Source organism: Pleomorphomonas carboxyditropha (genome assembly GCF_002770725.1).
In the GTDB taxonomy this organism is placed as follows: Bacteria; Pseudomonadota; Alphaproteobacteria; order Rhizobiales; family Pleomorphomonadaceae; genus Pleomorphomonas; species Pleomorphomonas carboxyditropha.
The window spans coordinates 138899-158717 of record NZ_NQVN01000009.1 but is presented as its reverse complement, the minus strand read 5'-3'; the positions used below and the strand labels follow the sequence as shown (position 1 = coordinate 158717).

General features: G+C 65.6%; 23 protein-coding genes. 22 read left to right on the top strand and 1 reads right to left on the bottom strand.

Going from position 1 to position 19819, the window contains the following annotated elements:
* Window positions 1-2: 2 nt before the first annotated feature.
* From CJ014_RS14850 to CJ014_RS14770, 17 genes are all read left to right on the top strand, one after another.
* Window positions 3-1205: a phage head morphogenesis protein gene (locus CJ014_RS14850; protein WP_100081266.1), complete on the top strand. Its 1203-nt coding sequence runs from the start codon at window positions 3-5 to the stop codon at window positions 1203-1205.
* A 327-nt stretch (window positions 1206-1532) separates the two neighbouring features.
* A complete protein-coding gene (locus CJ014_RS14845) occupies window positions 1533-2546 on the top strand; it encodes a phage protease (RefSeq protein WP_100081265.1) in 1014 nt (337 codons plus the stop codon).
* 39 nt (window positions 2547-2585) lie between these two features.
* On the top strand, window positions 2586-2966 hold the full coding sequence (locus CJ014_RS14840) for a capsid cement protein (RefSeq protein ID WP_100081264.1): 381 nt from the start codon (window positions 2586-2588) through the stop codon (window positions 2964-2966).
* Between the two features lie 55 nt (window positions 2967-3021).
* Window positions 3022-3984, top strand: coding sequence for a major capsid protein (locus tag CJ014_RS14835; RefSeq protein WP_100081263.1), 963 nt, complete (start codon window positions 3022-3024; stop codon window positions 3982-3984).
* A gap of 147 nt (window positions 3985-4131) precedes the next feature.
* The gene (locus CJ014_RS14830) at window positions 4132-4629 is read left to right on the top strand and encodes a hypothetical protein (protein WP_133121861.1); all 498 of its coding nucleotides are present in this window, start codon (window positions 4132-4134) and stop codon (window positions 4627-4629) included.
* A 36-nt stretch (window positions 4630-4665) separates the two neighbouring features.
* Window positions 4666-5136 (top strand): phage protein Gp36 family protein, encoded by a 471-nt coding sequence (locus CJ014_RS14825; protein ID WP_100081261.1) that lies wholly within the window; start codon window positions 4666-4668, stop codon window positions 5134-5136.
* The gene (locus tag CJ014_RS14820) at window positions 5133-5612 is read left to right on the top strand and encodes a phage virion morphogenesis protein (RefSeq protein WP_100081260.1); all 480 of its coding nucleotides are present in this window, start codon (window positions 5133-5135) and stop codon (window positions 5610-5612) included. The genes CJ014_RS14825 and CJ014_RS14820 overlap by 4 nt, the downstream gene beginning before the upstream one ends.
* Window positions 5609-6241, top strand: coding sequence for a hypothetical protein (locus tag CJ014_RS14815; protein ID WP_100081259.1), 633 nt, complete (start codon window positions 5609-5611; stop codon window positions 6239-6241). Before CJ014_RS14820 ends, CJ014_RS14815 begins: the two co-directional genes overlap by 4 nt.
* A complete protein-coding gene (locus tag CJ014_RS14810) occupies window positions 6238-6792 on the top strand; it encodes a phage baseplate assembly protein V (protein ID WP_100081258.1) in 555 nt (184 codons plus the stop codon). The genes CJ014_RS14815 and CJ014_RS14810 overlap by 4 nt, the downstream gene beginning before the upstream one ends.
* A gap of 18 nt (window positions 6793-6810) precedes the next feature.
* A complete protein-coding gene (locus tag CJ014_RS14805) occupies window positions 6811-6999 on the top strand; it encodes a hypothetical protein (protein ID WP_100081257.1) in 189 nt (62 codons plus the stop codon).
* A gap of 1 nt (window position 7000) precedes the next feature.
* Window positions 7001-7411 carry a GPW/gp25 family protein gene (locus CJ014_RS14800; RefSeq protein ID WP_100081256.1) on the top strand — a complete coding sequence of 137 codons (411 nt, stop codon included), beginning with the start codon at window positions 7001-7003 and terminating at the stop codon, window positions 7409-7411.
* Window positions 7408-8316: a baseplate assembly protein gene (locus CJ014_RS14795; protein WP_100081255.1), complete on the top strand. Its 909-nt coding sequence runs from the start codon at window positions 7408-7410 to the stop codon at window positions 8314-8316. The genes CJ014_RS14800 and CJ014_RS14795 overlap by 4 nt, the downstream gene beginning before the upstream one ends.
* On the top strand, window positions 8313-8948 hold the full coding sequence (locus tag CJ014_RS14790) for a phage tail protein I (RefSeq protein ID WP_100081254.1): 636 nt from the start codon (window positions 8313-8315) through the stop codon (window positions 8946-8948). The genes CJ014_RS14795 and CJ014_RS14790 overlap by 4 nt, the downstream gene beginning before the upstream one ends.
* Window positions 8949-8955: 7 nt before the next feature.
* Window positions 8956-11211 (top strand): hypothetical protein, encoded by a 2256-nt coding sequence (locus CJ014_RS14785; RefSeq protein WP_100081253.1) that lies wholly within the window; start codon window positions 8956-8958, stop codon window positions 11209-11211.
* Window positions 11212-11218: 7 nt separating this feature from the next.
* On the top strand, window positions 11219-11416 hold the full coding sequence (locus tag CJ014_RS14780; RefSeq protein WP_100081252.1) for a hypothetical protein: 198 nt from the start codon (window positions 11219-11221) through the stop codon (window positions 11414-11416).
* Window positions 11385-12515 carry a hypothetical protein gene (locus CJ014_RS14775; RefSeq protein WP_100081251.1) on the top strand — a complete coding sequence of 377 codons (1131 nt, stop codon included), beginning with the start codon at window positions 11385-11387 and terminating at the stop codon, window positions 12513-12515. Before CJ014_RS14780 ends, CJ014_RS14775 begins: the two co-directional genes overlap by 32 nt.
* Before the next feature lie 8 nt (window positions 12516-12523).
* Complete coding sequence (locus tag CJ014_RS14770) at window positions 12524-13183, top strand: hypothetical protein (protein WP_133121860.1); 660 nt, start codon at window positions 12524-12526, stop codon at window positions 13181-13183.
* Here the strand turns inward: CJ014_RS14770 and CJ014_RS14765 are convergent.
* Window positions 13149-15140 (bottom strand): acyltransferase family protein, encoded by a 1992-nt coding sequence (locus CJ014_RS14765; protein WP_165790846.1) that lies wholly within the window; start codon window positions 15138-15140, stop codon window positions 13149-13151. The genes CJ014_RS14770 and CJ014_RS14765 overlap by 35 nt on opposite strands.
* 282 nt (window positions 15141-15422) lie before the next feature.
* Here CJ014_RS14765 and CJ014_RS14760 point away from each other — a divergent pair, with 282 nt between their 5' ends.
* From CJ014_RS14760 to CJ014_RS14745, 5 genes are read left to right on the top strand one after another with little or no spacing between them, the layout of a single operon-like run.
* Window positions 15423-16679 carry a phage tail sheath subtilisin-like domain-containing protein gene (locus tag CJ014_RS14760; RefSeq protein WP_100081248.1) on the top strand — a complete coding sequence of 419 codons (1257 nt, stop codon included), beginning with the start codon at window positions 15423-15425 and terminating at the stop codon, window positions 16677-16679.
* Between the two features lie 9 nt (window positions 16680-16688).
* Window positions 16689-17210, top strand: a complete 522-nt coding sequence (locus tag CJ014_RS14755) for a phage major tail tube protein (protein WP_100081247.1) — start codon at window positions 16689-16691, stop codon at window positions 17208-17210.
* A gap of 4 nt (window positions 17211-17214) precedes the next feature.
* Window positions 17215-17640 carry a hypothetical protein gene (locus CJ014_RS14750; protein WP_100081246.1) on the top strand — a complete coding sequence of 142 codons (426 nt, stop codon included), beginning with the start codon at window positions 17215-17217 and terminating at the stop codon, window positions 17638-17640.
* 38 nt (window positions 17641-17678) lie between these two features.
* Window positions 17679-17807, top strand: a complete 129-nt coding sequence (locus CJ014_RS28310) for a hypothetical protein (protein WP_280952340.1) — start codon at window positions 17679-17681, stop codon at window positions 17805-17807.
* The gene (locus CJ014_RS14745; protein ID WP_100081245.1) at window positions 17804-19813 is read left to right on the top strand and encodes a phage tail tape measure protein; all 2010 of its coding nucleotides are present in this window, start codon (window positions 17804-17806) and stop codon (window positions 19811-19813) included. Before CJ014_RS28310 ends, CJ014_RS14745 begins: the two co-directional genes overlap by 4 nt.
* Window positions 19814-19819 lie beyond the last annotated feature (6 nt).

The window sequence follows — 19819 nt, the reverse complement described above, 5'->3', positions numbered from 1 at the left end:
GCATGGCGGAGATCAAAAAGGGCTTCGGCCCGCCGCCCGAGGTGACCGGCTATTTCGACCGGAAGGGCCTGAAGCCGGCGTTCTCCCATCTCGATGTCTGGGCCACCGAGCACGCTCACGCCTTCACAGTCGCGAAAGCCACCGAGCTGTCGCTGGTGACCACCTTCCGGGATTCGATCAGCAAGGCGATCAAGGCCGGCAAGGGATTCGAGACGTGGCGGGAGGAGATCCGCGCCGAGCTGGCCGCACAGGGCTGGGCCGGGCCGCGCATGGTGTCCGACCCGGCCGGCGCCGATCCGGACCGCATGGTCGACTTCTCGCGGAGCAACCGCCTGAGGACGATCTTCTGGGGCAACATGTCGTCAGCGCGGGCGGCCGGCCAATGGGAGCGGGCGCAGCGAACCAAGGGCGCCATGCCCTTCCTGCTCTATGTCCGCACCACGTCGGCCGATCCCCGGCCGGAGCACCTCGGCTGGGTCGGCATCATCCTGCCGGTCGACGATCCCTTCTGGGCGACGCATTTCCCACCCAACGGCTGGCTGTGCCACTGCTCGGTGCGGCAGGTCAGCCGGCGCGAAAAGGAAACGCTCATCGCCACCAAGCGGAGCGACGGGGTCTACTACACTGACACCGCCCCGCCCGTCGTCATGCGCGACTGGCGCAACCGGCGCACCGGCGAGATCTCGCGCATCCCTGACGGTATCGACCCCGGCTGGCACGGCAATCCCGGCCGCGACCGGACCAAGACCCTGCTCGACAATCTCGAACTGCGGCTAGGCGAGGCGCCGGAACGGGCATCGACCAAGGCGCTCACGGATCTCTGGTCGGACCCGTTCGTCGCCCTCGCCCCCAAGGTCGATGGCAAGACCTGGCTGCCGGCCGGCGTCAGCCCGAAGCTCGCCAACGAGCTGGGCGGCGCGAGGTCACCGGTGGTGTCGATCGAGGCGGGTGACGTGGCGGCCCGTGTTGAAAGGCACGGCCTCGATGTCGAGGATTTCGGCGTGCTGCCGGAGATGCTGCGGACCGGCACGGTCCTGCCCGACCCTCGCGGCAAGGCCAGCACCCGTTCCATCCTCTTCAAGGTGGACAAGACCTGGTGGCGAGCGTTTGTTCACCGCTCCGCAAAGGGTTATCTTCGCGTCACCTCGCTCCACCAACGAGATGAGGCGGCGGCGCTCGCGGAACTTGCTCGGTCAGGGAAATGAGCGGCGGGAGGGTGCTGATCTCCCTCGGTGCGATTGGCAAAGACTTGCCGCCGCTCGTCCATAATATGCGCCTTCGGGGCCGTTTCGACAAGTCGCCCCAGATTTGACCGCTGGCGGCCGCCGGCCGCCGGGGGCTACATCCGACGCCCCGCACGCCGGTCGCCGTCTACGGGCTTTGAGGGGCCTTCGAAATTGATTTTGACGCGCATGCCTTGACCACCCCGACCGGTGCGGCGTACCTCTAGGTCATTCCCCTCCTGATCCGACCGCCCGCGCTGCATACATGCAGCGCCATGGCGCGCCCCTTGCCGGTGCATCGTCGCCGGCATGACGAACCGCCCTCACTTCTCCCAACTTGCCAGTGCCGTCGAGCTTGCGCTCGGTCTCGTCACCGCCTCCGTCACGCTCGCCGCCGACGCGATCTCTCCGCCTGCGATGATCCAGATCGCCCCGCGCGGCCGCGTCGAAGCTCGCGACGGTCGCAGCTTCGAGTTCCGGCCCGAGGATCTGGTGGCCCGTTTTGCAGCCGACGGCGTCGACATCCCCGTCGACCTCGATCATGCGTCGGCCGGCGGCGGGAATCCGCACACCGTCGGATGGGTCAAACGCCTCGAGGCGCGGGCGGACGGTCTCTGGGCCACCGTCGAGTGGCTCGAAGAAGGTGTCGCCGTTCTGAAGGCCCGAACCCGCCGCTACATCTCGCCGGCCATCCGCCACACCGACGACGGCACCGCCGTCTGGATTCATTCCGTCGCCCTGGTCGCCGCGCCGGCGCTTGCCATGGGCGCAGTCGCGTCAACTAAACCCGGTCTCGATCAGGAGCCCTCCATGAAGTCCATCGCCGCCTACCTCGGTCTCTCCGAATCCGCTTCGGAAACCGCGATCCTCGCCGCCGTCACCGACCTCAAGGCCAAATCGGTCTCCAAGGCCGACCATGATGCGGCCGTTGCCAAGCTCGGCGCCGACCTCGTTACGGCCAACGGCAAGGTTGCCGATCTGGAAACCAAGCTGTCGGCGATCAAGTCGGCCGACCACACGGCGAAGGTCAACACGCTGCTCGAGGCGGCGCTGAAGGACAAGAAGATCCTGCCGGCCGAACGCGAGCACTACGCCAAGTTGGCGGCGACACCGGAGGGGCTCCTGAGCGTGACCGCCATCATCGGCGGCGCGTCGGCCAAGCTCGGGGCCTCCGGTCTCGACGGGAGCAACCCGCCGGAAAGCCACGCGCAGGGCGCGGCCGATCTGGCCGCCAAGATCACTGCCTACGTCAACGAGCAGGCCAAGCTCGGCATCACCGTCACCGCCGTCGACGCCCTTGCCGCCATTGAGCGCAAGGGCTGACGGCGTCCATCACTCACCCAGCACAAGGAGCCGCCGATCATGCGGCAGCATTTCGCACTTTCCTTCGAGGCCGCCGCTGCCATTCTCGGTATGCGTCTCGTCGCCCTAAACGACGACGGTCAGGCCATCACCGCCGCGTCGTCGGCCGCTCGCATCATCGGCGCATCCGACGCCGTCGGTGCGGCCGCCGGCGAGATGCTCGATGCCCACATGCTCGGCGAGCTGCCGGTCACCGCCGGCGGCGTCATCAAGCCCGGCGATCCGGTTACTGCCGATGCCCAGGGACGCGCCGTCGTGGCATCGCCGGTGGCCGGCACCGTCATCCGCATTGCGGGCTTCGCCACGACCAAGGCAACGGCCGCCGGCGACATCGTGCAGGTGTTTCTGCTCCCGTCGGTCGGCTCCTCGGCCGCCGCCTGATCCCTCAACCCTCGACTGACAGGCGTCAACAGGCGCCTGTCCTGGAGTGTCCGTCATGGCTTCGAGCCGCCCCTTCGCCGTATCCGCCGCGCTGACGGCGATCGCCATCGCCTACCGCAACCCCGCCTACTCTTTCATCGCCGACCAGGTGCTGCCCTACGTCCCGGTGCCGGCCGAAAAATTCAAGTGGACGTTCTACGATCTCGCCCAGGGCTTCACTGTTCCGGAAACGCGCGTCGGTCGCAAAGGCCGTGTCAACGAGGTCGAATTCACCGGCCAGGAACGGGACGGCTCCACCGAGGATCATGGTCTCGATGCACCGGTTCCCAATTCCGACATCAACGAGGCTCGCCGTCTGCGCGAACTCAACCTCTCCACTTACGATCCGGAGAAGGTGGCGGCGCAGTTTCTCGCCGACCTGATGCTGCTTCGCCGCGAGATCCGCGCGTCGGCCGTTGTGCAGAACCCGAGCAACTATGTCGCGGCCAATCGAGTCAATATCGTGGACGCGGACGATCGCTTCGATACGGACGGAAGCGATCCCTATGCCATCCTCGATGAGCTGCTCAGTGAAACGCTCGGCCCACGCCCCAACACTGTGGCGATGGGGCAGCCAGTTTGGACCAAGATCAAGAAACATCCCCGCCTGATCAAGGCGGTCAAGGGTGGTCTCACCGACGAGGGTGCCATCACCAAGCAACAGCTCGCCGAACTGCTCGAGGTCCGGCAGGTATTGGTCGGCGAAAGCCGTCTCAACGTCGCGATGCCCGGTCAGGAAGCCAACCTTCAGAGGGTTTGGGGCAAGTCGATCCAGGGTCTGTTCATCAATCCCACCGTCACGACCGAGATGGGCATGACCTGGGGCTACACCGCCCGGCTCGGTGACAAGTTCGGTGGCACTATCGAAGACTCCGACGTCGGCCTCGAGGGCGGCGTCAAGGTACGTGTCGGCGAGAAGTCGCGCGAGATGACCGTGGCGCCGGAGCTGGGTTTCATCATCCAGAACGCCGTCAGCTGACCATAGGCGGGCAGCTCCAATCCTTCCGTCCCGGCCTCGACCGGGGCGGAGTTTCCCGGGCCGGCCCGGATCGGGGCCTGCCCGGCAAGCTCCCTCACGAAAGGACAAGCAATGGCAAAGTCCCCGAAGGCCGCCAAGGCCGACGCCGTGGATACGACCGATACGGCCGACACGACGGTGGTCTCGGCCAACTCCATACCCGCGAGCAGCAAAACCGGGGGAGACGGCAATCCGGCCGTCTCCCCGGATGCTCCTTCCGAAACGGCAACCGGAAATCCCGATGGTGGCTCCAACGGCGTCGAAACGGCGCTGGCCGCGACCGTCGACGGCGTCGGCCAGACTGATGCCAAAACGACCGTGGCGCCGGAGCCTGCCACGGTCGCCCCGCCGGATAGCGACGGCGCTCCGGCGTCGACCGCAAGTACCGGGCAGACCGATACCGAAACGACGGAGACGCCGGTCGCGGGCGCCCTGACGCCTGTCGAGGTCAAGCTGGAGGAGGAGCGCTTCACGCTCGTCCTGCCGACGGTTCATGGCGGCAAGCTCAAGGGTATCGGCGAAACCGTCTGGCTGACGCGAGAAAAGCACGCCGCCTTCGTCGGCGCCGGCCGCGTCGCCGCGCCCTGGCCGGATACCACGAACTGATCGAACTCGATCGCCTTTTTCCGGAGACTGGATCTCGTGACCGCCTACGCCACCCTTGCCGACCTCACCGAGCGCCATCCGCAGGAGGTGATCCTGCTCGGCGCCGACGAGACCACCGGCGTCCTCGACGAGGTCAGGGTGGCGCGGGCGCTCGACGATGCGTCGATCGAGGCGCGGACCATCCTGCAAGGCCGCTACACGCGGTCAGAGCTGGACCGGCTTGACGCCGACGGTCTAGCCATCCTCAAGATCTACGTGATGGACATCGCCCTCTACAAGGTGGCGCTGTCCTTCTCGCGCCTGACCGACGACATCCGCGAGAGGAATCAGGCGGCCGTCAAGCGCCTCGAGGCGATCGTCGCCGGCAAGGGCGCGCTGACCTTCGAGGGTAGCGGGGCTACCGAGGACGGTATTTCAGTCGGGGATGCCTCGCCTCAGACGGTCCTTGTCGACGCTCCGGAGCGTGTGTTCACCCGCGCCCGCCTTGGGAGGGCCGGTTTGCCATGAGCAGCTCCATCGTCGTCGACATCAACGACCTCGAACTGACAGCCGACAAGATCGCGGCGCTCGAGCACGTCGACCCGTCCGACCTGATGACCAATGTCGGTGCGATCGGCGAAAGCCAGACGCGCCGGCGCATCACCGAGGAAAAGACGGGGCCGGACGGCACGCCCTGGCCGCCGAACCGAACCGGCACGTCGATCCTGCTCCGCACCGGCGAGCATCTGCTCGGCTCGGTGGCCTTCGTCGCCTCGGCCGACGAGGCCGAGTGGGGCGCGAGCTGGGAATGGGCGCACGTTCACCAGGACGGCATGACCATCAAACCGAAGGACGCCAAGCGCCTCGCCTTCGTGATCGGCAATCAGCAGATCTTCGCCCGTCAGGTCACCATCCCGCCGCGCCCATTCGTCGGCCTCTCCGACGATAATCGCGTGGAGCTTTCCGACGTCACCACCGACTGGCTGGGGAGCCTCCTGCAATGATGGAGCCGGCGACTCTTGCGCAGATCCTCGCGGCCGATCCGCTCGAGGCATGGCAGGCGGCGATCGTCGCCCGGCTCGATGCGCTCTTTCCCGGCGTTACCGTCAAGGCGCACCCCGGCAAGATCGACATATCCCAGATGATCGCCAAGACCATCGTGCCGGCTCCGGGGATCGCCGTCGGCTGGTCGCGCGTCCGCTCGATCGAGCTGATCAACGGCATGGTCGATCTCACTGTCGACTGGGCGGCCTACATCGTCGTCGAGGCCAAGGCGATCGAGAACCGCGCCGTCGACCGTGATCGCCTCGGCTGGGCGCTCGGCTACCGCATGATGATGATCCTCGCCGATCGCGAGGAGACGACGTGGAGCCTCAACAAGATCACGCCGCCGGCCGAGCAGCCGGCGCCGCAACTGGTGCCGCTCTACACCGTCGCGGACGAGGGGCGGGGCGTCGGCTATCTTGCGGCCACCTGGTCGCAGACGCTGGTCGCCCAAGGCGCCGGTCTCTATGACGCGCCGGCGCCGATGCTGACCGTCACCATCGATGACGACGGACGGGCCTCCGCCGAAGCCGACTTCGGCGACAACGTGCCGATCGAGGTGCGCGATCTCTGGGAGGTCGATCCATGATCTCCCAGCAGAATCGCGCGCTACGCGTCCTGGAGCGCCATGTCGTCGAACTCAACCGACGCATGGCGCAGATGATCCTGCCGGGCAAGGTGGCCGAGGTCGATCACGACCACCGCCGCCTGCGCCTTGTGATCGGCAAGGCGGCAGACGGCCGCGCCATCCTGTCGCCGTGGGTGCGCTGGCCGGAGGCGTCGACCGGCAACCTGAAGATCCACGTACCGCCGCCGATCGGCGCGCCGATGACGCTCGTCTCGCCGTCCGGCACGGTCGGCGCCGGCTCAATCGCCCAGTGGGGCGCCTACACCGACGACGATCCCGCACCGTCCAAGGCATCCGACGCGGCCGTCATCGCTTTCGGGGATACGACCATTACCGTCAGAGGCGACCGGGCGGCGATCGAGACCGCCCGCCTGTCGATCAAGGCCACCGTCGACATCGATGGCGACATCACCACTACCGGATCGATCACCAACAACGGCGTCCGGATCGACTCCACGCACGTGCATGGCGGCGTCCTCAGGGGCGGCGAACGCACAAACCCGCCAGTCTAGCCAGTCTAGGAGACCCCAATGAAATACTTCGTCACCGACACCGCCCCTCCCCGCGTCGCCGGCCGGCGCGTCAAAGCCGGCGACACCATAGAGCTGACCGACACGGCCGCCCGCTACGAGGCGCAGGCCGGCCATATCAGGCTCGCTTCGAGCGAGGCTGAAACCGCCGTCGAAACCCCTTCGAAGGCCTCCAAGACCAAGGGCTGAGATGACCGCGATCGCCTTCCGAACCGGCATCGACCGTCGCACCGGCAAGATCCTGACCGGCTGGGAGCACGTGCGCCAGTCGCTCGGGGTCATCTGGCTGACCCGCTTCAATGCGCGGGTGATGCGGCTCGATTTCGGTTCGGACCTGCGGTCCTGGCTCGCCGAGGACATCACCACCGCGACGGCGCTCGGGCTCTACAACGACCTCATCACCGCCGCCCACACCTGGGAGCCCGAGTATCGGAACAAGGAAATGCAGCTCGTCCGGCTTACCCGGGAAGGCGGGCTCGGGCTCCGCCATGCCGGCCTCTATTACCCGGAGGGCCGGCTCGGCAACTATACGATCGCCCTGCCGGTCGGCGGCAAGATCGCCCTGACCGCGCGCTACCTGCAGGGGAGGCAAGCGGCGTGACCATCGACCTTTCCCGCCTGCCGGCGCCGACGGTCATCGAGGCGCTCGATTTCGAGACGCTGCAGGCCGCTTTTCTCGCACGCTTTGCCGCCGCTTGGGCAGAGGCGCGCGCGATCGACCCGACGCTGCCCGAGTGGGACGTCGGCACCCTTGAAACCGACCCGACCGTCATCGCTTCGGAGGCTTGGTCCTATCTCCGCCTGCTCGACCGCCAGCGCGTCAACGACGTGATCAAGGCGTTGCTGGCGCCGCTCGCCGAGGGCAACGACCTGGACAACATCGTTGCCCGCATCGGCATCGAGCGCCTGATCCTCGTCGCGGCCACGGACACCACCGAGGCGGTGATGGAGACCGACGCACGGCTGCTGCAGCGCTATCTACTGGCCTTCACGCGGCCGGCCGCTGGCTCGGCCGACCGCTACCTCTACGAGGCAATGACCGCGTGGCCGTCCATGCTGGCCGGCCGCGTGATCGGCCGATCCGTACACGGCCGCAAGGGCGACGTCGATATCGTGGTCTCCGGCCCCGACGGTCGCGATGCCACGGACGAGGAGCTGGCGGCCGTGCGGACAGCCTGCACGTCGGCCTCGGTCAAGCCGGAGGCAACCAGCGTCTCGGCCCTGCGGGCGACGCGCAACGTCTACGACGTGACTGGCAAGGTGACGGTGCCGAGCGGCCCCGACGCCGAGGCCGTGAGGCTCGAGGCCGTCGCCCGCATCCTCGCCGCCGGCACGGCGCGCATGACGATCGGCGCCGAGGTGCCTGTATCGGCGCTCGCCGGTGCCGCCTATGGCACGTCGGTAACCCGCGTCGATCTGACAGCGCCGGCGACCGACATAGCGGCCGATCCCTACGCCATCCCGTTGCCGGGCACGATCATGCTCACCGTCGAGGTGTCGGGATGACCACCGCCGCCGATCTTCTGCCGGCCTCGGCCGCGCCCTACGAGATCGCTCTTGCCAAGGCGATGACCGACACGCTGCCGGTGCCGCTGCGCGAGGCGCTGGACCCGGCGACGGCGCCGGCCGCCCTGCTGCCGTTCCTTGCGGTGCATGACGGTGTCCGCCTCTGGTTCTCGGACTGGAGCGAGGCGCGCAAGCGCGAGGTGATCTCGGCCTCGCTCACCGACTGCTGGCTGGTCGGCGTCCGCGATGGGGCGGTACGCTACCTCGCCTATGTCGACGGCACGCTGGTCGACGCTGTCGCCTACCCAGCACGCTTCGTGATGGGGCGGGCGATCATCGGCCGAACGCCGATCGGCCACTCCGCCTTCCTGGCGCGCTACCTCGTCAGGGTCGCCACCCAGAAGCCGGCCCGCGCCCTGGTCATGCGGCGCGGCGCGCTCGGCCACGCCCGCCTCAAGACACCGAGCCGCGAGCCATTCCAGCGGTGCCTCGCCGCCCTGCGCGCCGCCAAGGCGCCGGAGACCGAGATCCGCGTCGACTTCGGCCACTCCCGCCAAATCCGCCTTTCCGACGGCGTGCCGCTCGACGGCACCTATCGGCTCGGCGCGTACATCTCCCGCACCAAGCTCTGAGGGGAACATGCTCAAGACGGTCGAATTCACCGAAGCCGAAGTCGCCGAGCCCGCGGATTTCGACGCGATCAGCCAGTATTCCCGCGAGGGCGGCGAAGCGATCGTTGGCGGCGCCATCGCCTACGCTCACCACTGGGCGGGCTATTCGATCGCCCAGTCCTCGGCTGTCGAGGTGACCCTCAACCCGGGTTATCTGTTCGTCGACGAGAAGGTCTACGGCAACGACGTGGCCATCGTCGTCAACCTGCAGGTCTACCTGCCCCTGGTCACCGGCGACGGCCGCTATGTGGCGCTACTGCTACGCGGCACCGAGACGACGGAAAACGAAAGCCGGGAGATCGAGACCGACGCCGACACCGGCGACACCGTCATACAGACGGTGCCGAAGACCACTATCCGCAGCGTCGAGGTGGTCATCCAGCAGGGTCTCAGCTCGCCGACGCCGGTCAAGCCGACGGTCGCCTCCACCGAGTGCTGCGTCGCCTATGTCGAGCTGTCGACCACCGGCATCGTCGCCGTCGAAATGGATCAGTCCTCGCGCGTCAAGACGCTGTCGGAAGTGGAAGGGCGGCTCACCGTCGTCGAAAACGAGATGGACGCGGCCGTAGCGCGCGTGTCGTCGATCGAGACCGACATCTCCAACATCGCCTCTCGGCTCAATGACATCCCGAACCCGGTCGTGGTCCGCCAGATGCAGCGCGACCTTGCGCAGATCCGGCGCGAGATCGCCATGCCGGACGAAGCCCGCGCCTACTGGTACGACAACGGCCTGCTCACCGACGAGTGGGACACGGCCAACGCGTCCTGGCTGGCCCGTATCCGCGAGGGCGTGCGTTTTGCCTGGGCGTCGCAGCGCGACATGCAGATGGCCCTGCTCGACGCATCCTCGAGCGCGATCCGCGCCTCCGGCACCCTGATCCTGCCGGCGTGGGAAGAAGTCGTCCGCCTCGAGGTGGAGGGGGACGGCGGCTCGAAGAACATCAGCCAGCTCACCCACACGGTGACCACGGCAATCCAGAAGACGCTATCACGCACCGTGACCGAGTACGGCGCCACCACGACGAAGTGCGAAAACGCTACCGGCTGGTCCTTCCTCGGCAACCTCTCGGTGGGTGAGACCTTCACGAAGAGCGGCGAAACCTTCGTGATCACCGGGATCACGGGCAGCCGATCGGGGCACAAGAGCTATTCCTTCCAGAATATCACCATCCGGACGGTAGAGGAGAACTACTGGGACTATGTCACCGAGGAGATGGGCGTCAATGGCTCCATCTACGGCCAGACCTGGCTGTGTGCGCAGCCGATGGTGCTGACCGGCCTCGACCTCAGCTTCACCCGCGTCGGCTCGGACGGTGAGGTGCATCTCTTCATCTGCGAGTGCGACAGCTCCGGCCAGCCGCAGCTCGGTAGCGTCATCGCATCGACGACGCTCACCGCCGCGCAGATCGCCACCGGATGGGTCAAGTTCGACCTGACGCCGACGCTTTTGGAGAGTGGCACCCGCTATGCGTGGTTCACGGTCACGACCGGCAACCATGCGCTCGAGACGGTTACCGGCAACAAGTACGCGCAGGGCAGCCTGTTCTATTGCACGGACGGTGTGTGGGCGCAGGGCGACCCCGAAACCGATTTCGCCATGCGGCTCTACGGCGCCAAGTTCTCGGCCACTCGCACGGTGGTGGAGATGCAGTCGGCCACGCTGGAAAACGGGATGACGGACATCCGCATCCTGCATGCCGGCTGGGCGCCGGGCGGCACGTCGCTCACCTGGGAGATCATGCCGGCCGACAACGACGATTGGCTGCCGGTGACCATAGACACGGCCATCGACACGGCATGGCTCGCCGGCCTGCCGGCGCTGACCCGCCTGCGGGCCGTGTTCGCCGGCACCACGGATCTGCAGCCGGCGATCGTGATGGACGCCAACGCTCGGGTGATGACCTTCCGGCCGCGCGGCGACCTGCAGGCGGTAAGCGTCCAGCATGATTTCGGCGTCTCCACCACGTCGATCCAGCTCGACACGGTGATCGACCAGTGGGACGGCGCCAAGCACACCGCCGCGCCCAAGCTCGTGGTCGGCAGCACCGTCTACACGCCGGCGGCCACGATCGTGACGCCGGACCTCATCGACGAAAAGAAGCGGCTGATTTCGGCGACCTTCACCGTACCGTCGACCACCTCGGCGCGGGCGCGGTTCGACATGGCGACAACTGAGGTCACCGACCTGCCGTTCATCGACAACATCGCCATGTACGCGCTCTGAGGGTGACATGACCGACCAGACCAGCACCATCGACGCCGCCACCATCGACCCGGAGACCAACTACCGGATCGTAATCGCCCGACCGGCGACGGTGGCCGGCATCAAGCTCCGGCCGCGCGGCGATATCACGCTGCGCGGCGACCTCCTGAAGATCCTGATCACGGAGACGCCCGATGTCGTCCTCAGCATCGCTGCCGTCGCCTGACGACGACTACGCCGCCCCGCTCGACGCGTACCTCAACAAGGCGTTCTGGGACGCGGCGCTGACGTCGGTCGGCACCCGCATCCGGGCGCTCGAGGCGGTCAAGGCGGACTGGGAAGAACTGATCAGCACCGGCACCGGCCAGGCGCTCGCGGTGATCCAGGCCAATGTCGAGCCCCAGCTCGTCGCGCTGACGGCGGTCATCGACCAGCTCAAGGCCGACGTCTCGGCGGCGGAGGATGCTATTGCCGTCATCAATGCCGGCGGGATCAACATGTCGAGCGTGGTAGGGCTGTCGGCGGCGCTCGCGCTGAAGGCTGATCTGACCTACGTGGACGCGGCGATCGCCGCCCTGAAGGGCGACGCTCCGGCCGCCTATGACACGCTGGTCGAGATCGCGGCCAAGCTCTCGGAAGACGATACGGCCATCACAGGTCTTTTGGCGTCGATTGCCGAAAAGGTTCCGGTGACGCGCAAGCTGATCGGTGGCACGGGTGTCAAGCTCAATGGCGGAGCCGAAGCGAATCTTGCGGGCGACGTGACGATCACTGTTGCCGGCGTTCCGACCGGCGCCGTCATGGGGTTTGATCTGCCTGCGCCGCCCATCGGCTGGATCGTCGGTGTGGGCTCGGCGATCAACCGCCACACCTATGCGGATCTCGATGCGGTCAAGTATTGCGGCGATGCGCTGAACGCCACGGCGACCGCTTGGTACCGATGCACCGACCCGGCCAATCCGAACACCACACGGTCGGTAACGGGCGATTACCTCGTGACCCGGGATTTGCGGGGTGTGTTTCCGCGTTTCCTAGACAGCGGCAGAGGGTTGGACAGCGGTCGCGTGCTTGGCTCTCAGCAGGGGGACGCTATCCGCAATATCACCGGCAGTATTGGAGGAACGAGCAACGATGCGTCGCCCCCATGGGCCAACTATTCGGGTGCCTTTGCAGTTATACCGGGCGCCCGCCCAAGATACGTACCCACGAACGCCGCTGCTTCCACCGACTTCAATGGAATTGGTTTTGATGCTTCCCTAGTTGTTCCCATCGCAGCGGAAAACCGGCCCGTCAACATCGCCCTTCTTGGCTGCATCAAATATTGAGGTCAATGATGGCTACCAAAACCGTCTATCAGCGTGATGCCGATGGGGTCTATGCTGGCGCAGCGTGTGCCTATGAAAGTCCGCTGGAGCCCGGCGTCTTCCATATCCCGGCCGGATGCGTTGAAATCGAGCCGCCAGCGGTCGTTGCCGGCAAGGTGGCCGTCTGGTCTGGTGATGCGTGGATGCTCATGGCCGATCATCGCGGCGAGATCTGGTATCTCAATGGCGAGGCCGTCACAATCGACTTCGTCGGCGACCCGATGGAGCGCGACTACAACGCGACACGCCCTTCATCTCCGATAAACCTCGAAAATCTCCGCGCCGCAGTCAAAGCCAGCGTGGATGCGGCCGCCGAGGCCTACCGACTCACCTACATCACTGGCGGGTCTGGGCAGGCCATGGCCTACCAGCAAAAGCTCGAGGAGGCCAAAGCCTACCTCGCCGATCCGTCTCTGACCGCCGCAGAGTGTCCGCATATTTTCGCGGAGATCGGCATCACCGGCGAGACTGCCGACGCTGTCGCTCAGGTAGTGGTCGCCATGCACGCTGCGTGGCAGATCAAAAGCGCCGAGATCGAGCATAAGCGCCTCGCGGCCAAGGCGGCGATCGATGCAGCGGAGACCATCGCGGCGATCAATCTGATGGCAAAGATGGATTGGGACGCTTGACCGTTGCAGACGTCTTTGCGAGTGCAGCCTCAAACAACGGTGCGTAGAGTTGCGCGCCGGCATGTGAAAGGTGGCTATCATCCGAATACAAAATCGTGTCGTTCGTCGATTGAATACAAAGATCGGTAGGACAAAACACCGGTGCGGGGCTCACAACCGTCAAGTTCGCATGCCGCAACTGGGCATCGCTCAGAAGCCTTTTGACGTATGTCTGCCGTTCCCAGTACTCGGAAAGGGTCAGTCTGGGAACAAACATTGGAAATCCGAAACGCTCGGTCCACCACTTCCCAAAAAGAAGCGCTTTGCCGTTATGTTCCGGGATTGTGAGTGACGTCATGATCTGGCGGTTTCCTAAATTAGTCAGAGTTTCGTCCAACGCAGCGGTCACCACCGCGGAGCGATCAGCCTCGGTAACAACTTCTCCTTGCTTCAGTAAAGGGGTTTTGGACCCACCCACAGGGTCACCGATGAGGCCAGCCCAGTGCATTAGGGCTATTACCAGTTCAGGGTTGTTTTCGCGGATTTCGTTCATGGCGAAGTCATATTGCATTGAGCAATGCGAGCGCCGCGTCCGGGTAAGCCCGGCCAGCGGTGGGCACCCGATCTTACCGAGATAAAGTCCGCGCAAGTGGTAAGACTTTGCGAGGTCGCCGATTTCCGCGGCAACTGCCTGAGCTTGAGAGTCTCCAATTATGACGAATGATACTTTATTTGTTGTTTCGTCTCCTATCGTGCACGGGGCCGGTTTTATGCTTTCCACTTCCGGGCACCGCTTGGTGATAAAAAAGGAATCCCGCTTCGCTGCTTCATCTATGGCAACAAGATCGGCCGGCAGTCTTTGCGGAAGGCCGCGCGTTTCGAAGATGACGACCCCAATGCCGACAAGGACGACGGCGAACACAGCCAGCACGGCAAAGAACTTTTTACGCCGGCCAAGCCGCCGCCGCTGGCGGATGGGCTGCTCCCAGAGGAAGTAGCCCGCTACTGAGAAGACTAGCATCACGGTTGTGATGAGAAGGCGCGTGGCGGTGCCGGTCGGTGGCAGACCGATGCCGGCGGCAATGGAGATCAGCGGCCAATGCCAGAGGTAGAGGGCAAAGGACAGGCGGCCGATCCAGACGAAGGGACGGAAGGACAGGAGATGGCTGGCGAGACCGCCGTTGGCCCAGATGATGGCCGCCGCGCCCAGTGTCGGCGCCAGCGCGACATAGCCGGGGAAGGGATCGGCTTCGGACAATCGCAATGTCGCCCAGACGATCGCCAGCAGCCCACCGAGACCAAGGATCGACCGCCGGGCGTATGACAGGCGTTCGCTCTTCGGCAGGACGGCGATCAGGGCGCCGATACCGAGCTCCCAGAAGCGGGTCGGCAGCAGAAAATAGGACGGCGCCCAGCCGGCCAGCGCCGCACCGATGCTGAGGACGAGAGACAGAGCCACAACGGTGCCGATCAGCCATTTTGTATTATAGCCGCGCTTGGCGGCGAGGATCAGCAGCCAGGGAAAGACGAGGTAGAACTGCTCCTCGACGCCGAGCGACCAGGTGTGCAGCAGCGGCTTGGTGAGATTGTCGGGATCGAAGTAGCCGTCGCCGCCTATGAAGGCAAAGTTGGATGCGGAAAGGGCGGCCCAAACCAAGCTGCGGCCGAAGGGCCGGTAGGTGAGCGGCACCATGGCGACGAAGCCGAGAACGACCGTCACGGCCAGCACGATCAACAGGTTCGGGTAGATGCGGCGGAAACGGCGTTCGTAAAAGTCGATCAGGCTGAAGCGGTCTTCGGTGATCTGGCGGGCAATCAGCGAGGTGATGAGAAAGCCGGAAATGACGAAGAAGACGTCGACACCGACAAAGCCGCCGGGAAACCAGCTGGATTCAAAATGAAACAGGATGACGGCAACAACGGCCAGAGCGCGAAGACCGTCAATGTCCTCCCGATACCTCCAATTCGAATTTCCCAAGATTTCCCCGCCCGTTCTGCCCAGCCCGCCGGCAAGGCAGGCGCTCACCAAACGAGCGGCAAGATAGATACACTAGTTACAGATTGAAATATGGGATTGGCCGGACACCGACGTGGCGGTTAATGACGGTCTGGCCCGAGTACGCTTGACGGATGCCGCACTTGGTGAGAGCCTTCCATTGGTCACAGGGAGCCGGGGCTGCATGCGTGCAGCCCCGCTGTCGTTTCGGGGGCACATAGACTACCCGCAAAGCCGGTTTTCACGCTTTGCGAGGATTGATCCATGGCCTCCACCGCGCCCTTTGTTGGCGTCCGCGTCTTCTCGGACCTGTCGTCCAACGTTGTGTCGATCGACGCCCGCGACTCCACCGTGATTGGCATGGTGATGCCGGCGCCGGCGGCCGACGAGACCGTTTTCCCCCTCGACACGCCGGTGGCGATCGACCCCGAGGACAGCGAGCTGGTCGCCAAGCTGGGCGACGGCCTCGCCAAGGACGCCGTGTCGCAGGTCCTGTCCGAGGGCGTCATCCCGACTTTCGTCTTTTCCCGGAGCGCGTATGCCACGGAGGGCACGGACGAGGCCAAGCTCGCCGCCGACATCGGCGCGATCGCCGGCACGGCGGCCGACAAGACCGGCGCCTATGCCCTGCTCGATGCCCAGGCGATCACCGGCCACAAGCCGGGAATCATCATCGCCCCCGGCTACACCAGCCAACGGCTCGGCAACCTCAAGAACGCGGCGACCGTGTCGATCAATGTCGTCAAGGACATGTTGGTCGACTGTATCGGCGTGGTCGACGCGACGCAGACCAGCGACGCGGCCGCCCTCACCTACGCGGCCGACTTCGATACGGCGCTCGGCATGATGGCTTGCTATCCGGCTGTCGAGGTGTCGCTGGGCGGCGAGACGGTCACGCGGCCGATGTCGCCGCACGTCGCCGGGGCCATCGTCCGCCGCGACAAAGAAGCTGGCACGCCCTACAAAGCGGCCTGGAACCGACCGCTCAAGGGCATTCTCGGCCTCACCAAGACGATCAGCTACCGTGATGGCGATCCCTCCTGCCAAGCCAACACGCTGGTACAGGGCGGCCTTGCCACGGTGATCGAGGGCAATACGCTCTGGGCTCCGTTCACCACGGCCACCGACAGCACGGTTGCCGCCTATCGCAGTCTCAAGCGCATCCGCACTCGGCGGGCGATCGAGGCTGCTATCCCTCTACCGATGCGCGCTTACCTGTCCGAGGATCTCGGCGGCCACCTTGTGTCGCTGATGACCCAGGCTCTCGCTGCCGCCTGCGAAGAGGCCAAGACGCTCGGAGCAATTATCGATTACCAGATCGTCTGGAAGCGATCGCTCAACAGCAACACCGGCCTGCGAAGCGGCATCTGCCGGCTGAAGCTCCGCTTCGAGGAAGGTTCCGACCTCGTCGACCTGCAGATCTTCACCGAGCCGCAGCCCGAGGCCTTCGACGTGCTGGCCGACCAGATCGCGGCGGCCCTGCAGGCGATGGGCAACGCCAACATCACCACCGCCGACTGAGGATAGATCATGGTCGAGAAACAGCAGAACATCGTCTTCGGCGGCAACCTCTGGCTCAAGGATGTCAATCTGGCCTTGTCAGTCTCGCGCGGCAAGCTGCCGGACCTGCGCCGGGCGATGACGGACATCGGCTCGTCGGGCAGCTATTTCGGGATGCAGATCCCCGGCGAGATCGAGGCGCTCACCGCCGAATTCGACCTCAACGGCCCGGACAAGCGCATCCGCGCCCGCTTCGGGCGCGAGCCCGGCGACTGGACCGAACTCTACTGGTACGAGCGCATCCGCGATATCGTCGCCGGCAAGGATGTCGGCCGCATGGTCTACCTCAAGGGCCTCGTCAACGAGCTGACCACGGCCAGCACGTCCAAAGGGCGAGCCGACGGCCCCTTCGGCTTCAAGTTCACGACGATCGTGCACTACCTCGATCGCGAGGACGGCCAGACCATCCACAAGTTCGACTACTTCAACAACACGCTGGTGTGCGATGGCGAGGACCTGACCGCCACCCACAACAGCCTGATCAACTGGTGACGACATGACCGACGACGTGTCCGATCTGCCGCCGCTCGATACCGGCGCCGAGCCCGAGAAGTTTCCGCTGCCACCGGCCGACGTGGTGGATGAAATGCTGAAGCAGGATGCGGCGAGCACCCCTGCCCGCCCTGTCGCCGAGCCGGCCAAGCTCAACTTCGTCAGCGGCAAAGTCTGGGCGAAGACCGTCCCCCTCGACTTCGAGTTCGAACTCGAGGGGCGCGTGGTCTCCGAGATCACGGTCCACCGCCTGACCACGGCCGAAATGGGCGACGTGGTCGATCGGCTGGGGACGTCGTTCACCCGCTGGGATCTGGTCGCCGCCATGGTCGGCCTTCCGGTCGAAGTGTTGCGCGGCCTCGAGGCAGGCGACGGCGACGCGGTGATGGAGGTCGCCATCGATTTTTTGCCGAAGGGCCTGAAGGGCTGAAGCACAATCCCCTGCAGTGGCGCGGCTACGCCGGCCGGGTGGCCGCCATCCTGTCGACGCCGATCCCCGTCGTGCTCGCCATGGAGTGGACCGACATGTGCGCCTGGTACGACACGGCCCGCGAGATCGACCGTGAAACCTGGGGGCTCTGGAGGCGAGACGAATGAGCGATTTCGACGTTGCTATCAAGGCCCGGTTCGTCAACCAGATGGGCTCCGGCGCCCGCTCGGCCGAGCGAGATCTCGGCGGGGTTCAGAAGACCGCCCAACGCCTCGGCAATACCGATTTCGGCAGCCGCCTCCGGTCGCAGTTGCAGCGCGCCGCCGAGGGCGCCGCATCCCTGCATTCACGCATGCAAAGCGTCGGCACGCTGATGCTTCAGCTCGGCGCCGGTTATCAGACGATCAAGCGCACGCTCGGCGCGCCGGTAATGGCCGACGCCAATCTGGGCGACATCATGATCGATATCGGCCAGAAAGCTAACCTCACGAAAGGTGAGATCGGCGGACTTACCGATACGGTCAAGGCCATGGCCGATCGCCTCAGAACATCGCCGGAGGCGATCGGCAAGGGCATCGACGTGCTGATGGGCTCCGGCCTCGACCTCGATCCGTCGAAGAGGCTGATCGACCCCATCGTCAAGGTCTCCAAGGCCTATCGCGTCGAGACGGATGCCGTCAGCCAGGCCGTCTTCTCGATGGTCAACAACCTCAAGATCGCTCCCGACCAGATCGAGCTGGCGCTCGGTCGTATCGCCCAGGCTGCGGCGGACGGCCGTTACGAGATCGCCAACTTCGCGGAGGGCATGCCCGGTCTGGCCGCCACCATGCAGGGCCTCGGACAGACCGGCCTCTCGGGCGTATCCCGCCTCGCTGCCGCGCTGGAGACGGTGTCCGGCTCGGTGGGCGACCCCGGTCAGGCGACGACGTCGATCGACGATCTCCTGCAGAAGGTCGTGTCGCCCGATGTGGTCAAGAACTTCAAGGACGCCGGGATTAACATCGCCGGCCGGATCGGCAAGGCGCAGAAGGAAGGCACCGACGTCTTCGAGGCCATCTATAAGGCCACCATGAAGGCGACGGGCGGCGACACGTCCAAGGTGGTGAACTTCTTCGGCGACAAGGAAGCCCGCCGGGGCATCGTCGCCCTAATGCAAAACATGGACGCCTATCGGGAGATGCGGGACCGCTACGAGGCGATCAACGCCCCCGACAAGCTCAACTCGGACTTCGACATGCGCACCGAAGGTACCGGCAACAAGCTACGGACTTTCGGCGACCGCTGGGAAGCGCTCCAGGCCGCTGTCGGCAAGGGTGTCAACACCTACCTCGATCCGGTCGTGTCGAAGATGACAGAGTGGCTGGACGTGGTGACAAAGCTGGCCGAGAAAATTCCGGCCCTCACCGGATCGGTCGTTATCCTCGGCACGACGCTGGCTGCGATGGCGGTTTCGGCGTCGGTCGGTAGTATGCTCAAAGGACTTTCAAGCATGCTCGGCGGCGCAGGCGCGGCGGCTGGCGGCGGCGCAGCAACTGCGGCGGCTGCCGGTGCGGGCGCAGGCGGAGTCGGCCTCTGGAAATGGCTGGGTAGGGGCGGCAAGTTCGCCCTCAAGGGGCTCGGCCGCATCGCCGGCCCGGCCGGCTGGGCCTATACCGGCTACGAGGCGGGCAAGGCTCTCGGCGACTACGCCGCGACGCCGGAAGGCAAGGCGGCCATCGAAAAGCAGAACGCCGACGATCGCCGGCGGATGGAGCTACAGGGGCGGATCGAGCAGCTCAACGGCAAGGTCAACTCGGCGATCAGCCTCGGCGACCTCAAGGCGCTCGCCGAGTATAACGCCGAGATCGCCGATCTCTACCGGCAGCTCAACGAGATCGGCAAGGTCGAGGCAAAGCCTGAGGTCGATCCGTCCTCGATCGATGCGGCGATCGGCAAGGTCAGCGCGCTGGCCGGGGCGTTGCGCGGCCTCGGCAGCCCCAGCTTCATGGGCAACGCGGCTCCGGCGTCGGCGCGGGCCGGTGGGCGATCGGGCGGCGCGGGCAACACGTCGAACACCTACAACGTCGCCGGTTACAACCCCGGCGTCGTGGCGCGTCGCATCCAACGCGAACAGGACCGGGAGACGCGCCTTGCTCGTGCCGGCGCCCTGCACGATCTCTGGTCCCTGGCGTAGGGGCGG

Excerpts from the sequence above, each read along its gene's own strand:
- CJ014_RS14850 (WP_100081266.1), top strand. The coding sequence starts at position 3 with ATGGCGGAGATCAAAAAGGGCTTCGGCCCGCCGCCCGAGGTGACCGGC.
- CJ014_RS14845 (WP_100081265.1), top strand. The coding sequence starts at position 1,533 with ATGACGAACCGCCCTCACTTCTCCCAACTTGCCAGTGCCGTCGAGCTT.
- CJ014_RS14840 (WP_100081264.1), top strand. The coding sequence starts at position 2,586 with ATGCGGCAGCATTTCGCACTTTCCTTCGAGGCCGCCGCTGCCATTCTC.
- CJ014_RS14835 (WP_100081263.1), top strand. The coding sequence starts at position 3,022 with ATGGCTTCGAGCCGCCCCTTCGCCGTATCCGCCGCGCTGACGGCGATC.
- CJ014_RS14820 (WP_100081260.1), top strand. The coding sequence starts at position 5,133 with ATGAGCAGCTCCATCGTCGTCGACATCAACGACCTCGAACTGACAGCC.
- CJ014_RS14815 (WP_100081259.1), top strand. The coding sequence starts at position 5,609 with ATGATGGAGCCGGCGACTCTTGCGCAGATCCTCGCGGCCGATCCGCTC.
- CJ014_RS14810 (WP_100081258.1), top strand. The coding sequence starts at position 6,238 with ATGATCTCCCAGCAGAATCGCGCGCTACGCGTCCTGGAGCGCCATGTC.
- CJ014_RS14805 (WP_100081257.1), top strand. The coding sequence starts at position 6,811 with ATGAAATACTTCGTCACCGACACCGCCCCTCCCCGCGTCGCCGGCCGG.
- CJ014_RS14800 (WP_100081256.1), top strand. The coding sequence starts at position 7,001 with ATGACCGCGATCGCCTTCCGAACCGGCATCGACCGTCGCACCGGCAAG.
- CJ014_RS14790 (WP_100081254.1), top strand. The coding sequence starts at position 8,313 with ATGACCACCGCCGCCGATCTTCTGCCGGCCTCGGCCGCGCCCTACGAG.
- CJ014_RS14785 (WP_100081253.1), top strand. The coding sequence starts at position 8,956 with ATGCTCAAGACGGTCGAATTCACCGAAGCCGAAGTCGCCGAGCCCGCG.
- CJ014_RS14780 (WP_100081252.1), top strand. The coding sequence starts at position 11,219 with ATGACCGACCAGACCAGCACCATCGACGCCGCCACCATCGACCCGGAG.
- CJ014_RS14775 (WP_100081251.1), top strand. The coding sequence starts at position 11,385 with ATGTCGTCCTCAGCATCGCTGCCGTCGCCTGACGACGACTACGCCGCC.
- CJ014_RS14770 (WP_133121860.1), top strand. The coding sequence starts at position 12,524 with ATGGCTACCAAAACCGTCTATCAGCGTGATGCCGATGGGGTCTATGCT.
- CJ014_RS14760 (WP_100081248.1), top strand. The coding sequence starts at position 15,423 with ATGGCCTCCACCGCGCCCTTTGTTGGCGTCCGCGTCTTCTCGGACCTG.
- CJ014_RS14755 (WP_100081247.1), top strand. The coding sequence starts at position 16,689 with ATGGTCGAGAAACAGCAGAACATCGTCTTCGGCGGCAACCTCTGGCTC.
- CJ014_RS14750 (WP_100081246.1), top strand. The coding sequence starts at position 17,215 with ATGACCGACGACGTGTCCGATCTGCCGCCGCTCGATACCGGCGCCGAG.
- CJ014_RS14745 (WP_100081245.1), top strand. The coding sequence starts at position 17,804 with ATGAGCGATTTCGACGTTGCTATCAAGGCCCGGTTCGTCAACCAGATG.